This window comes from Nitrospirillum viridazoti CBAmc, assembly GCF_000730165.1.
In the GTDB taxonomy this organism is placed as follows: domain Bacteria; phylum Pseudomonadota; class Alphaproteobacteria; order Azospirillales; family Azospirillaceae; genus Nitrospirillum; species Nitrospirillum viridazoti.
The window spans coordinates 408,607-421,736 of record NZ_CP022110.1 but is presented as its reverse complement, the minus strand read 5'-3'; the positions used below and the strand labels follow the sequence as shown (position 1 = coordinate 421,736).

The 13,130-nt window shown below is 67.9% G+C and carries 17 protein-coding genes; 8 read left to right on the top strand and 9 right to left on the bottom strand.

Annotation, left to right across the window (positions count from 1 at the left end; genetic code table 11):
- Positions 1-105: 105 nt before the first annotated feature.
- Positions 106-1,161, top strand: coding sequence for a tRNA (adenosine(37)-N6)-threonylcarbamoyltransferase complex transferase subunit TsaD (gene tsaD, locus Y958_RS02125; RefSeq protein WP_088870722.1), 1,056 nt, complete (start codon positions 106-108; stop codon positions 1,159-1,161).
- Between the two features lie 8 nt (positions 1,162-1,169).
- On the opposite strand, the gene Y958_RS02120 is transcribed toward tsaD, so the two are convergent.
- From Y958_RS02120 to Y958_RS02110, 3 genes are all read right to left on the bottom strand, one after another.
- On the bottom strand, positions 1,170-1,544 hold the full coding sequence (locus tag Y958_RS02120; RefSeq protein ID WP_186291224.1) for a helix-turn-helix domain-containing protein: 375 nt from the start codon (positions 1,542-1,544) through the stop codon (positions 1,170-1,172).
- Positions 1,544-1,840 (bottom strand): type II toxin-antitoxin system HigB family toxin, encoded by a 297-nt coding sequence (locus tag Y958_RS02115; protein ID WP_088870720.1) that lies wholly within the window; start codon positions 1,838-1,840, stop codon positions 1,544-1,546. Before Y958_RS02115 ends, Y958_RS02120 begins: the two co-directional genes overlap by 1 nt.
- A 136-nt stretch (positions 1,841-1,976) precedes the next feature.
- The gene (locus Y958_RS02110; protein WP_088870719.1) at positions 1,977-3,359 is read right to left on the bottom strand and encodes a metal-dependent hydrolase family protein; all 1,383 of its coding nucleotides are present in this window, start codon (positions 3,357-3,359) and stop codon (positions 1,977-1,979) included.
- Positions 3,360-3,536: 177 nt separating this feature from the next.
- Between Y958_RS02110 and Y958_RS02105 the strand changes: the two genes are divergently transcribed.
- From Y958_RS02105 to Y958_RS02090, 4 genes are all read left to right on the top strand, one after another.
- The gene (locus tag Y958_RS02105; protein WP_088870718.1) at positions 3,537-4,529 is read left to right on the top strand and encodes an NAD(P)H-dependent glycerol-3-phosphate dehydrogenase; all 993 of its coding nucleotides are present in this window, start codon (positions 3,537-3,539) and stop codon (positions 4,527-4,529) included.
- A gap of 23 nt (positions 4,530-4,552) precedes the next feature.
- A complete protein-coding gene (locus Y958_RS02100) occupies positions 4,553-4,837 on the top strand; it encodes a YciI family protein (protein WP_088870717.1) in 285 nt (94 codons plus the stop codon).
- Positions 4,838-5,006: 169 nt separating this feature from the next.
- The gene (locus tag Y958_RS02095) at positions 5,007-5,420 is read left to right on the top strand and encodes an EVE domain-containing protein (protein ID WP_088870716.1); all 414 of its coding nucleotides are present in this window, start codon (positions 5,007-5,009) and stop codon (positions 5,418-5,420) included.
- Complete coding sequence (locus Y958_RS02090) at positions 5,413-5,769, top strand: Rieske (2Fe-2S) protein (protein ID WP_088870715.1); 357 nt, start codon at positions 5,413-5,415, stop codon at positions 5,767-5,769. Before Y958_RS02095 ends, Y958_RS02090 begins: the two co-directional genes overlap by 8 nt.
- On the opposite strand, the gene Y958_RS02085 is transcribed toward Y958_RS02090, so the two are convergent.
- Positions 5,770-6,666 (bottom strand): LysR family transcriptional regulator, encoded by an 897-nt coding sequence (locus Y958_RS02085; protein WP_088872425.1) that lies wholly within the window; start codon positions 6,664-6,666, stop codon positions 5,770-5,772. It abuts the gene before it with no gap.
- A gap of 142 nt (positions 6,667-6,808) precedes the next feature.
- Between Y958_RS02085 and Y958_RS02080 the strand changes: the two genes are divergently transcribed.
- Together Y958_RS02080 and Y958_RS02075 are read left to right on the top strand one after the other, a co-directional pair.
- Positions 6,809-7,282, top strand: a complete 474-nt coding sequence (locus Y958_RS02080; RefSeq protein WP_088870714.1) for an SRPBCC family protein — start codon at positions 6,809-6,811, stop codon at positions 7,280-7,282.
- A gap of 67 nt (positions 7,283-7,349) precedes the next feature.
- Entirely contained in the window at positions 7,350-8,009 is a 660-nt protein-coding gene (locus tag Y958_RS02075; RefSeq protein ID WP_088870713.1) for an NAD(P)-dependent oxidoreductase, read from the top strand.
- Between the two features lie 16 nt (positions 8,010-8,025).
- Here Y958_RS02075 and Y958_RS02070 read toward each other — a convergent pair whose 3' ends face one another.
- Positions 8,026-8,349, bottom strand: a complete 324-nt coding sequence (locus Y958_RS02070) for a hypothetical protein (RefSeq protein ID WP_088870712.1) — start codon at positions 8,347-8,349, stop codon at positions 8,026-8,028.
- 459 nt (positions 8,350-8,808) lie between these two features.
- Between Y958_RS02070 and acs the strand changes: the two genes are divergently transcribed.
- A complete protein-coding gene (acs, locus tag Y958_RS02065; protein ID WP_004273591.1) occupies positions 8,809-10,749 on the top strand; it encodes an acetate--CoA ligase in 1,941 nt (646 codons plus the stop codon).
- Between the two features lie 217 nt (positions 10,750-10,966).
- Here acs and Y958_RS02060 read toward each other — a convergent pair whose 3' ends face one another.
- The 4 genes from Y958_RS02060 to Y958_RS02045 all read right to left on the bottom strand — a co-directional run bounded on the left by Y958_RS02060 (position 10,967) and on the right by Y958_RS02045 (position 13,123).
- Positions 10,967-11,485, bottom strand: coding sequence for an MmcB family DNA repair protein (locus Y958_RS02060; protein WP_338039132.1), 519 nt, complete (start codon positions 11,483-11,485; stop codon positions 10,967-10,969).
- A 5-nt stretch (positions 11,486-11,490) separates the two neighbouring features.
- On the bottom strand, positions 11,491-12,030 hold the full coding sequence (locus Y958_RS02055) for a hypothetical protein (protein WP_088870711.1): 540 nt from the start codon (positions 12,028-12,030) through the stop codon (positions 11,491-11,493).
- Positions 12,030-12,581, bottom strand: a complete 552-nt coding sequence (locus Y958_RS02050; protein ID WP_088870710.1) for a hypothetical protein — start codon at positions 12,579-12,581, stop codon at positions 12,030-12,032. The genes Y958_RS02055 and Y958_RS02050 overlap by 1 nt, the downstream gene beginning before the upstream one ends.
- Before the next feature lie 188 nt (positions 12,582-12,769).
- Positions 12,770-13,123, bottom strand: a complete 354-nt coding sequence (locus Y958_RS02045; RefSeq protein ID WP_145727991.1) for a hypothetical protein — start codon at positions 13,121-13,123, stop codon at positions 12,770-12,772.
- Between the last annotated feature and the right edge of the window lie 7 nt (positions 13,124-13,130).

The window sequence follows — 13,130 nt, the reverse complement described above, 5'->3', positions numbered from 1 at the left end:
TTTGCGGTTGCGGGAAAGGGCCCGGTCGGTGACAACGGCGGAAATGATGCCGATTTGATATGGCTTAGGTCCGGCGCATGCCGGATGGCCCAAGGGTTTTGAGTGATGATCGTCCTGGGTATCGAGACCAGTTGTGATGAAACCGCCTGCGCCATCGTCGATGACGCGCGGGGCATCCGCGCCAACGTCGTGCTGTCGCAGCTGGACGAGCATCGCCCCTATGGCGGCGTCGTGCCGGAGGTGGCGGCCCGCGCCCACCTGCATTACCTGGACGGCCTGATCCGGCAGGCGCTGGATGAGGCGCACCTGGATCTGGGCCAAGTGGACGCCATCGCCGCCACCGGCGGGCCCGGCCTGATCGGCGGGGTGATCGTCGGCGTCATGACGGCCAAGGCCATGGCAGCGGCGCGCGGCCTGCCCTTCGTCGCCGTGAACCACCTGGAAGGCCACGCCCTGACGGCGCGCCTGACGGACGACGTGCCCTTTCCCTACCTGCTGCTGCTGGTATCGGGCGGGCACTGCCAGTTGTTGGAGGTGGAAGGCGTGGGCCGGTACCGCCGCCTGGGCACCACCATCGACGACGCGGTGGGCGAGGCCTTCGACAAGACCGCCAAGCTGCTGGGCCTGGGCTATCCGGGCGGCCCGCTGCTGGAGAAGGCCGCACAGAAGGCCACCAACCCCGGCCGCTTCGACCTGCCAGCCCCGATGAAGGGGCGGCCGGACTGCGACTTCTCCTTCTCCGGCCTCAAGACCGCCGTGCGCCGGCATGTGGAACAGCTGGGCACCCCGACGGAGGCCGACGTCGCCGATCTCGCCGCCGCCTTCCATCACGCCGTGGGCCAATCACTGCTGGACCGCTGCGACCGGGCCATCAAGGCCTTCAAGGGCCGCCACCCCACCGGCAAGCACCTGGTCGTGGCCGGCGGCGTGGCCGCCAACAAGTACCTGCGGGAACAGTTGGCCAAGCTGGCCGCCAAGCGCGGCCTGACCTTCACCGCCCCGCCCCTGGCCCTGTGCACCGACAACGCCGCCATGATCGCCTGGGCGGGGCTGGAACGCTTCCGCCTGGGCCAGACCGACGGCCTGGACTTCGCCCCCCGCCCCCGCTGGCCGCTGGACCCGACCGCGAAGCCGATGAAGTTCGCGGGGGTGAAAGCGTAAGCGTCGCGTCAGTTGGCGCTATTGCTTGGACGAATCAGACACTCCGCCGGAATGCCCCATTCGCGATTGAGCTTCCAGGCCATTTCCATGGTCAAGGACCGTTTGCGGGACAGGATTTCCGATGCCCGGGATCGTGACCCCAAAAGGACGGACAGGTCGCGCTGGCTGTAGCCCCGGGCCTGCATCTGGAACTTGATGGCGTCCACCGGGTCGGGGACCTCGATGGGCCAATGCTTCGCCTCATAGTCGGCGATGACCAAGGCTAGCAAATCAAAGTCGTCCGCTTCCACCGTGCCCGGGGCGGGTTCGTTTTCAAAGAAGCGCTCAATGTCGGCCAAGGCCTGTTCGTAATCCGCTTCGGATCGCAGGGGGCGGATGTTCATCACACAGTCTCCGCATCAATCTTGTCGTATTCGGCATGCGTTCCGATGAATTTCACCAGAACGCGCCTGAACGTGTAGGACACATGGACGATCAGGCGGAATTTGTTGCCGCCTAGATCAAAGATCACCCGGTTATCCCCCACGAAATCCACGGTCAAACCGAACTGCGCCTTGATGTCGGCAGGGCCGGCCCACTCAGCCCTGGCGGCCACCGCATACCATCCCCGGACGGAAGCCTCCGCCCTGGGATGCTTTACCCAGAACTGGCGTAGCGTGCGCAGGGCTATGACTTGCATGATCCAACCATAGCCCGTTCCCGGACCGGGAACAAGAGCGTTCCCGGTCCGGGAACATCCTTGCCCCCGTGACCATGTCCTTGATAGGGCGTCGCTAGGCCGATGCCCTCGCCACCATCGGCGAAGGCAGGCTCCCTCAATGCGCGGTGCTGGTGAACACCTGTTCCGCCCCGCCCTTCTTGAAGACGACGCCGCCCTTCATCACGAAGTCGACCTTGCCCATCAGGGTGATGTCCTTGGTCGGGTCGCCGGGAACGGCGACGATGTCGGCGTACTTGCCCGCGGCAACGCTGCCGATATCCTTGTCCTTCTTCAGCAGGGTGGCGGCGTTGATGGTCGCCATCTGCAGGGCGTACATCGCCGGCATGCCCACCTGGACCAGCAGCGGGAAGTCCTTCCAGTTCTCACCGTGCGGGTAGACGCCGGCGTCGGTGCCGTAGGCGAACTTCACCCCCGCCTTATAGGCGTCGCCCACCGTCTTCATCAGCTGCGGCCCCACCAGCAGGGCCTTGGCCTGCACCGCCGGCGGATAGGCATGGGGGTTGCCCTTGGCCTTCTCCGTCACATAGGTGCCGGTATAGATAGTGGGCACGTAGTAGGTGCCGTGCTCCTTCATCAGCTTCATGTCCTGGGCGTCCATGAAGGTGCCGTGCTCGATGCTGTCGGCGCCGGCGACGACGGCGCGGCGGATGCCCTCCGCCCCGTGGGCGTGGACGCCGACGATGTAGCCGTACTCATGCGCCGCGGCGACCAGGGCCTTGGTCTCCTCCTCCGTCAGCTGGCTGTTGTCCACGCTGCCCGACAGGTCCAGCACGCCGCCGGTGGTCATGATCTTGATGGTGTCGACGTTCTGCTTGTAATGCTCGCGCACCGCCTTCCAGGCGTCGGCCGTGCCGTTGATGATGCTGTCGTGCGCGCCCACGTCGGGCTGCAGGTCCATGCGCAGGCCATCGCCGTCGTCGGCATGACCGCCGGTGGAGCCGATGGCGGGGCCGGCGGTCAGGATGCGCGGGCCGGCCACCCAGCCCTTGTTGATCTGATCGCGCAGGGCCACCGTCTCATAATGGCTGTCGCCCAGGTTGCGCACGGTGGTGAAGCCGCCCAGCAGGGTGCGCTTGGCCCACACCGTGCTGCGCACCACCCAGTCGGCCAGGTTGAAGTGCAGCATGTCGCTGTAGACGGTGGGGGTGAATTCGTTGCTGAGATGGACATGGGCGTCGATCAGGCCGGGCAGGCAAGTCTCCCCCGCCAGCTCAACCACCTCGGCCTCCGGCCGGGTGACATAGCCGGAGACCACCTCGGTGACGCGGTCGCCCTGGATAACCACGCTGCTCTGGCCCAGCATCTTGCCGGCCACCGAATCAAGCAACGCTGGGCAATGCAGCACCACCGGCTTGGCAGCCGGGGCCGCGTCCTGCGCCTGAGCACCTAACGGCGCCAGTGCGCAACCGGCCAGCAGGGCAAAGGAATAGGCGGCGCGACGGGCGCGGCCCGCCGTCGTCATCGTACCAACAGCCATTTCGGCATCCCCTTATTCAGAAGCCATGTCCCTGTTTCGTCCGCCGGTTCACCGCCCGGTCGGCTGGGCGCCACGGTATCATCGCCTCGGCACCGCCGCCACCGGCCCATTGCGGAAGCCGGTCCATCCGGGGTAAGCCAAGGCCAGCAATCGCTTATAGCGTCCGGAGGGGATGAAATGCAGCGGATCGGTGTCATCGGGGCGGGCGCCTGGGGCACGGCGCTGGCCATGGCCGCCCGCCGGGCCGGGCGTGACGTGGTGCTGTGGGCGCGCGAGCCCGAGGTGGTGGCCGCCGTCAATGGCGGCCACGAGAACACCCCCTTCCTGGCCGGCGTGGCGTTGGACCCCGCCATCCGCGCCACCGGCGACCTGGCGGAGGCCGTGCGGGCCGATGCCGTGCTGCTGGTGACGCCGGCGCAGCACATCCGCACCACGACGGCCAAGCTGAAGCCCCTGCTGGCCACGGGCACGCCGGTGGTGCTGTGCGCCAAGGGCATCGAGATCGCCACCGGCAGCCTGATGACCGAGGTGACGGCCGGCGAGTTGCCCGACACGCCGCTGGCCGTGCTGTCCGGCCCCACCTTCGCCGCCGAGGTGGCGCGGGGCCTGCCCACCGCCGTGACCCTCGCCTGCCGTGACGCGACCCTGAGCCAGGGCCTGGCCCAGGCCCTGGGCAGCCTGACGTTCCGCCCTTATGCCAGCGACGACCTGGTGGGGGCGGAGATCGGCGGGGCGGTGAAGAACGTGCTGGCCATCGCCTGTGGCATCGTCGCCGGCCGCGCCCTGGGCGACAACGCCCGCGCGGCCCTGATCACCCGCGGACTGGCGGAGATCGCCCGCCTGGGCCAGTCGCTGGGCGCCAGGCCGGAAACCTTCATGGGCCTGTCGGGCCTGGGCGACCTGACGCTGACCTGCGGCAGCCTGCAGTCGCGCAACATGTCGCTGGGCCATGCCCTGGGCCAGGGCCAGCCCCTGGCCACCATCCTGGCCGGCCGCAATTCGGTGGCGGAGGGCGTCTACACGGCGGAAGCCGTGGTGCGCCTCGCGGCCCTCCGGAGCGTGGACATGCCCATCTGCCAGGCGGTGGACGCTATCCTGAACCATGGCGCCGACGTCAACGCCACCATCCAGTCCCTGTTGTCCCGCCCCCTCAAAACTGAGGGCGCATAAGCCCTTATCGGAGAGCCGTTCCCATGCACTTCGCCATCACCTGCACCGACAAGCCCGGCAACCTGGACCTGCGCCTGGCCACCCGCCCGAAGCACCTGGAGTACCTGGACACCCAGGTGGCCCATATCGTCGTGGCCGGCCCCCTGCTGGACGCCGAGGGCAAGAGCCCCGTGGGCAGCCTGTTGGTCGTGGATTTCCCCGACGAAGCCGCCGCCCAGGCCTTCGCCGCCGCCGATCCTTATGCCCAGGCCGGCCTTTTCGAATCCGTAACGATCCAGCCCTTCCGCGTCGTTTATCCGAAGGCCTGATCGGCAGCACCGCCACCGCCGTCCCAGTTTTTCCCTAGGCTGCGCCCCCCTGTTTACATAAAGGAGGGCCGCCGGAGATTTCTGGGGAGCCGGAGGCGGACTGGAAATCGAGGATAAGCCAAGCGGCCGGATGGCCGCGCCCGGCGCTTGAGGCAACAAGGAACCAAACATGCCCTACTGGCTGGTGAAGTCGGAACCCTTCAAGTATGCGTGGGACAAGTTCGTGGCGGACGGCCGCACCCATTGGGACGGCGTGCGCAATTACCAGGCCGCCAACAACCTGAAGGCCATGAAGGTGGGCGACCGTGCCTTCTTCTATCACTCCAACGAGGGGTTGGAGATCGTGGGCATCGCCGAGGTGGTGCGCGAGGCCTACCCCGACCCGTCGGATGAAAGCGGCCGCTTCGTCATGGTGGATCTGAAGCCGGTGATGCAGGTGAAGACGCCCCTGACGCTGAAGGACATCAAGGCCGACCCCGAGCTGTCCAGCATGGCGCTGGTGCGCCAGTCGCGCCTGTCCGTCTGCCCCATCACGGATGCGGAGTGGAAGGGCGCCTGCCAACGCATGGGCGTCGATGCCTGAGGCGGCCACCCCTCTGGCCCCCTCTCCCCTGTGCCGCCTGGCCGATATCGCCGATGGCCAGGCGAAAGGGATCACTTGGGGCAGCGGCAGTGCGCGCGAGGAAATCCTGGTGGCGCGGCGGGATGATCGGGCCTTCGCCTATCACAACCGTTGTCCCCATGTCGGCACCACCCTGGACTGGACGCCCGACCAGTTCATGAGCGCCGACGGCCGCCACCTGCAGTGCGCCACCCACGGCGCCCTGTTCCGGGTGGAGGACGGCCTGTGCATCCACGGCCCCTGCGCCGGCCGCAGCCTGACGCCGGTGCGCGTGCACGTCGAGGACGGCGCCGTCCATCTGGACGGCTGATCAGGCGCCCCCGATATAGGCCGCGAGTTCCTCCGGCGCACCCGAGGGGAAAGCCTCCTTCAAGTAATCCAGGAAGGCGGAGACGCGGGCGCTGAGCAGCCGCCGCGAGGGATAGAGCGCCCACAGGGCGATCTCCGGCCCCTCCACATCCCCCCAATGCACCAGCGTGCCGGCGGCCAAGTCGTGGCTCACCAGGGAAATGGGCAGGCGCGCGGCGCCGACGCCCGCCCGGACGGCGTCGCGGACCATGACCAGCGACGACAGGCGCAGCACCGGGTCCACCGCGAGGCGCGCCCGTCCCGCCGGCCCCACGACATCCCAGGTCCCGCCCCCGCTCGCGGGGCCCCGGACCACGGCCGGGACCGCGTGGTCGTCCGCCGGCCGGTCGAGATGGGGACTGGCGACGACGACCAGTCGGTCGCGCAGGAAGCTGCGCCCGACCAGGCTTTCGTCCGGATCGGGATTCACCCGGATCACCAGGTCGTAGCCTTCCTCCACCATGTCGACAGGCCGGTCCTCCGTCGTGACCTCCAGCCGGACGTCCGGGTATCTCAGCGCGAAGCCGGCGGCGATCCTGCCCATGGCGGTCTGCGAGAACAGCAGGGGCGCGCTGATCCGCAGCCGCCCCCGCGGCCGGTCCCCGCCCGAGGCGATCGCCGCCGCCGTCTCATCCAGTTCGGTCAGCAGCGCGCCCGTCCGCTGAAACAGGGCCCGCCCTTCCTCGGTGAGCTTCAGCACCCGGCCCCCCCGCTCGAACAGGCGCAGGTCGAGGGCCGCCTCCAGCTCGGCCACCCGGCGGGACAGGGTCGCCTTGGGCCGGCCCGAGGCGCGGGCGGCCCGCCCGAACCCGCCATGGCGGGCGACAAGATTGAAATCGGCGAGGGCGAGCAGGTCCATCTGTTCCACCACGGAGACGACATGTCCAAATCTACAGTCTATCGGCCCGAACATGGATCATTAAATTTTGGGGTGTCTCCGGACACCAGGCACGGCCCAGCCGGACGCCCTGGTAAATCCATCCCGAGCGAGGAGCGCCATCATGATCTATTCGAGCGCCACCGATCCCGTGAACCCCCAGGGCGAGGCCCCGCTGACCCGCGCCCAGGTCTGGAAGGGCCTGGTGCTGAAGGCCCGTGACGCCCGCCTGTTCCTGCCGCCCAACCTCTGCACCCGCTGCGACGTGGTGGAGGAAAGCGCCACGCACATCGTGCGGGAGGCCACGATCGGCGGGGCCGACCTGCGCGAGATCATCACCTTCGAGCCCGAGGCCAAGGTCACCTTCTTCCAGGCCACCGGCCCGCGCGAGGGCGCCATCGTCAACGAGCTGTTCGAGGATGCCGACGGCGCGCTTCAGCTCCGCTTCTATTGCTATCTCGGCCTGCGCGGCAAGGAACCGAACGGGGCCGAGGAACAGGCCGAGCAGGCGCAGTTCGACAGCGACCGGGGCTACAAGGCCGCCCTGCTGTCGACGCTGAAGCGAACCCGCGAGCTGCTGGCGGAAGGCCGGCTTTGATCGACACCCCCACCATCCATGATGGGGCGCCGCCCAGCCGGCGCTCCCTTTTTCCGAGGCGGCCATCATGCAAAATTCCGTAATGGACAGCACCCAAACCAAGATCCTGGTCCTGGGTGCCACCGGCCCCACCGGCCGCCTGATCGTCCGCCAGGCGGTCGCGCAGGGGTATGACGTCACCGTGCTGGCGCGCTCCGCCGAAAAGGCACGGGGGCTTGAGGGGGCGACGCTCACCCTCGGGGATGCCCGCGATGAGACTGTCCTGCGGCAGGCCCTCAAGGGACGGGGCGCCGTCATCAGCGCCCTGGGCACGCCGGCCAGCCCCTTCCGTGAGGTGACATCCCTTTCGACCGCGACGCACGCCCTGGTGGATGCGATGAAGGCCGAAGGGGTACGGCGCCTGGTCTGCATCACCGGGATGGGCGCCGGCGACAGCGCCGGGCACGGCGGCTTCCTGTTCGACCACCTGATTTTCCCGCTGCTGCTGCGCAAGGTCTACGCCGACAAGAACCGGCAGGAGGCCATCGTCAGGGAGAGCGGGCTGGACTGGGTTCTCGTCCGCCCGACCATCCTGAACAACAAGCCCGGTCACGGCGGCGTCCGCGCGCTGACGGATCTTTCCGATGTCCACGGTGGAACCATATCGCGGGCGGATGTCGCGGGCTTCGTCCTGGAGCAGGTGCGCGACGATACCTGGCTGGGCCGCGCCCCGCTGATCACCTGGTGACAGCGCGCCGGCGTGGTTAAGCCGAGCGGGTCTTCATGGTGGCGGCGAAGTCCTCGGTCGTGGTGACCATGCGGCGGGCGATCACGCCCACCTCGCGCGCCACGTCGGCGACGGTGGGGGCGGACAGGGCATCTGCGGCGTCATTGGCAACGGCCGCCGAGGACGAGGCCCCCTCCGCCGTGGCCAGGCCCGAGGTGGTACGGGTCACGGCCGGATGGGACAGCGCGCGCAGCACGCTGTCGATGGCCATGAGGCTGGTGCGGCTGCTGATCTGGCTTAGGCGGCCGATCAGGTCCGTCGTGTCATGTCCCGTACCGTTGTCCCCAACACCCGTGGTCATGGGCATTCCTATCCGCGCAAAGTCCGGGCCGGAAGGTGGCCCGCCCCGAATGACAATAGCGCCATTATGAATAACACAAGATGAACACGGGCGGGAGCGGCGCCGAAGGGGAAAGCACGTCGGGAAAACCACCCTTTCGCGTCACCCTGAATGGTTGGCGGGGTGATCCATGTCATGGACCCGCCGCCCCGCCCTGGTTTTTCATGATTCACAGCCCCGGAAAAGTCGGCAAACCCGTGAGTTGCCGTGAATTTACCGGTGGCCGCAGCGGCCCCGTGCTTGTGGAATGCGGGGGCAAGAGGGATACTCGGCCCGGCAAGCGATGGCGATCGCCGTGCCAGGCCCGAGAGACAGGGCCGGCCAGAGCCCCCCGGTGCGGAGGGGCCAGGCCGGACACGGGTGGCGGCCTCAGCAGGCCCCGGCCGGCGACAACACATCAGGGAAGGAAACCAAGGTCCCATGAGCAACAACACCCTGTTCCCCGTTCCCGACGCGGTGGCGGCAGACGCCTGGGTCGACGCGACGAAATACCAGCAGATGTACGACCGTTCGATCAGCGATCCGGACGGGTTCTGGGGCGAGCATGGCCGCCGGCTGGACTGGATCCAGCCCTACACCAAGGTGAAGAACACCAGCTTCACCGGCGACGTCTCCATCCGCTGGTACGAGGACGGCGTGCTGAACGCCTGCGCCAACTGCGTGGATCGCCACCTGCCCGCGCGCGCCGACCAGACCGCCATCCTGTGGGAGGGCGACAGCCCGTCCGAGCACAAGCACATCACCTATTCCGAGCTGTACGACAACGTCACCCGTCTGGCCAACGTGCTGAAGGCGCGCGGCGTGAAGAAGGGTGACCGGGTCACCATCTACCTGCCCATGATCCCGGAGGCGGCCTATGCCATGCTGGCCTGCGCCCGCATCGGCGCCGTCCATTCCGTGGTGTTCGGCGGCTTCTCCCCCGACAGCCTGAAGGACCGGGTGCAGGACTGCGGCAGCACCGTGGTCATCACCGCGGACGAGGGCCTGCGCGGTGGCCGCAAGGTGGGCCTGAAGGTCAACGCCGACCAGGCGCTGAAGGCCTGCCCCGGCGTGGACACCGTCATCGTCGTGCGCCGTACCGGCGGCGCCGTGAACTGGGTCGAGGGCCGGGACATCTGGTACCACGAGGCCGTCGCCGCCGCCTCCCCCGACTGCCCGCCGGAGCCGATGAGCGCGGAAGACCCGCTGTTCATCCTCTACACCTCCGGTTCCACCGGCAAGCCCAAGGGTGTTCTGCACACCACCGGCGGCTACCTCGTCTACGCCAGCATGACGCACCAGTACGTCTTCGATTACCACGAGGGCGACGTCTACTGGTGCACGGCGGACGTGGGCTGGGTCACGGGCCACAGCTACATCCTGTACGGGCCCCTGGCCAACGGCGCCGTCACCCTGATGTTCGAGGGCGTGCCCAATTACCCGGATAGCGGCCGGTTCTGGCAGGTCATCGACAAGCACAAGGTCAACATCTTCTACACCGCCCCCACCGCCATCCGCGCCCTGATGCGCGAGGGCGAAGGGCCGGTGAAGCGCCACAGCCGCAAGAGCCTGCGCCTGCTGGGCTCGGTGGGTGAACCCATCAACCCCGAGGCCTGGCTGTGGTACCACTCCGTGGTGGGTGATGAGCGCTGCCCCATCGTCGACACCTGGTGGCAGACGGAAACCGGCGGCATCCTGATCACCCCGCTGCCCGGCGCCACCGCCACGAAGCCGGGCTCCGCCACCCTGCCCTTCTTCGGGGTGAAGCCGGTCATCGTCGACAACGAGGGCCACGTGCTGGAAGGGGCGACCGAGGGCAACCTCTGCATCGCCGACAGCTGGCCGGGCCAGATGCGCACCGTGTTCGGCGACCACGAGCGCTTCAAGCAGACCTATTTCTCCACCTTCGCCGGCAAGTACTTCACCGGCGACGGCTGCCGCCGGGACGAGGACGGTTATTACTGGATCACCGGCCGCGTGGACGACGTCATCAACGTCTCCGGCCACCGCCTGGGCACGGCCGAGGTGGAAAGCGCCCTGGTCGCCCATCCCAAGGTGGCCGAGGCCGCCGTGGTGGGTTACCCGCACGACATCAAGGGCCAGGGCATCTACGCCTACGTCACCCTGAACGCCGGGGAGAACCCGTCGGAGGAGTTGCGCAAGGAGCTGGTGGCCTGGGTGCGCAAGGAGATCGGGCCCATCGCCACGCCCGACCTGATCCAATGGGCGCCGGGCCTGCCCAAGACCCGCTCCGGCAAGATCATGCGCCGCATCCTGCGCAAGATCGCCGCCAACGAGCATGAGGCGCTGGGCGACACCTCCACCCTGGCCGATCCCACCGTGGTCACCGACCTGGTGGATAGCCGCATGAACCGGGGCTGAGGCGCAGAATCATTAATGAGGAAAGGCCGGCCGGGGCGACCTGGCCGGCCTTTTTTACGCTCTGGAAAGCCACCCCTTGCAGCGGCGTGAGGTCTTGCATCATGCCGCTGTAGGCCGCGACTGCGGCCGCCAGAGAATTTCAGGGAGCGTCAGCGGACTGAAATTCGAGGACAAGCCCAGCCCGCGGATGCGGGCGCCCGGCGTCTGAGGGACGGCATCAAAACGCCGTCGGCCTTGGGTCTTCCACCTGGTGCAGGCGTTGGAAGGCCTGCATGGCGACGCGCAGCAGCAGGGTCTTGCGCCGGGCAGCGTTCAGCTTGACCTCGGGCCCCTGGCGCAGGATTTCGGCACCGTAGCCATCGGCCACGATCAGCCCGCATTCCTCAGGGATCAGCTCCTGGGGGAAGTCCTCACCCACGGCGAAGTAGAACCGGTCGCAGAACTCCAGATAGTCGCCCCATTTGTGGTCGGCGCGGAAATCGGCGACGGAGCTTTTGATCTCGATGATGGTGACGGTACCGTCACCGGCCAAGGCCAGGATGTCGGCGCGGCGGTTGTTGGCCAGCGGCACCTCCAGCATCGAGCGCATGCCGTGGTGGACCAGCATGCGGCGCACGCCCCGCGCCAGCAGCAGGGCGCGTTCCATGCCCGGCCGGCCGAAGAAGGGCGGCACGGTGGCGGGAATGACGAAGTCGCCTTCATCGCCGGGCGACGATGGGTCGGACGGCACGGACATGGGATTCAACCCCGCTTGAAACGCTCCACCTTCTGGACACGATAGCCCAGGCTGGTGGGAAAGCGCTGCTCGGCGCGGAAGCGGGCGTCACGATCGGTGGTGGCGCCGAACAGGTAGACCTGGGCCCCCTCGATCACGCTGGCGGCATCCGCGCCGTCGGTGTTGGCCGCGACGCTGTTCGCGGCCGGGACCACCGTCACCTCCCACAGCCGGCCGTGCACCAGCACCGTCTTGTCCGGCACGATCAAGCGGCGGCGGGGGGCGGACTGCAGTTCCCGCAGCTTGGCATCCGCTTCGGCCCGGGTGGCGCGCAGGGTGGCGACCGCCTCCTCCAAGCCGGCGACCTCGCGGGCGCTGCCCTCGGCCGTGGCCTTGGCGTCGTTGGCGGCGGCGGTGGCGTGCCCCAGTTCCTCCTCCAGCCGGCCCAGGCGGCGTTCCCGCACGCGGCGATCATCCTCGATGGTGTGCGCCGTCAGCGCGAACTGGATCAGCGAATAGAGCAGCAGGATGATGAGACCGATATTGGCGAGAAGAGCCGCCGACATCAGGAGGCCACCGCCTGCTGGGCAGCACCATCCGGCACCGGCAGCATGCTGGACAGGATAAAGCCCGCCAACTCGGGGAAGGCCTGGCGGGCCAGGCGCATGGCCTCCGCCTGGTTCTCGGCCCATACCTCCACCACGTGGGGACACCCGCGCAGATGGCTGTGGGTGGTGGCCGTCTGGTTGATGGTCAACGTCGGGCCCAGGGCCAGGCTGCCGGTGTACAGGCGGCGGCCGGTACCCGGCTCCCCCACAGCATGGATCAATTCGAAATTATCGGCTTGGGCGGCGATCAGCCGGCGCTGCGCCTCCGCCAGCTGGTTCTGGATCATGCGCCGCTCCTCCGCCAGGTCGCGGCCACGAGCCAGGTTCTGGTCATGCGCCTTCACCGCCTCATCCAGGGCGGTGCGGGTCCTGGCCACCTTGCTCTCCAGTTCCGCCACCGCGTTGCGGGTGGCGTAGAGCAGGGTCTGGCGGAACAGCACCATGGCCACCATGCCGACCGCGCCCAGCAGCGCGATCACGAACAGGCTGATGCTGAATTCCTCAAGCACGACCGCGGCGATCCTTTCGGCGTTCCCACAGAGCCTAGCATTGCCAACAATTTTCCACAAATTGCTGATGGCGCCGCCAAGCCAATCCGCCGAGCATGTCAGGCCGGCCGTTCATAAATGGTTATCATGGGTAACGATACCGGTCGACTAAGCCAAAAGCAACCTGAGCGAGAGATTATAGTACTACCTCACGCAGCGCTTTGTGAGAATCCCCGCCCCGCGATTTCCCTCAGGAAAGCACGGTCGACGGCGGGATAGCGCGAGGGCATTTCGCGCTCGATCGTATTAAGCAGCGTGCGCGCCGCGTCGCGGCCGTTGATCTCGGCATACAGCAGGAACCAGGCGGCGTAGGTGCGGCCCAGGCCCACGGCGGCGGGGCCGATAGCAACGTCACTGTCCGTCGGCATGACCCAATAGCCCAGGGCGCCGTCGCGGCGCAGCCCGACGAAGGGCAGCTTGGCCAGTGGCAACCGGGCCGGGGTGCCGGAAGGGGGTGCGGCTTTGGACGGGGGTGGGACGGAGGCCATCGCTTGCCATGACAAGAAATGG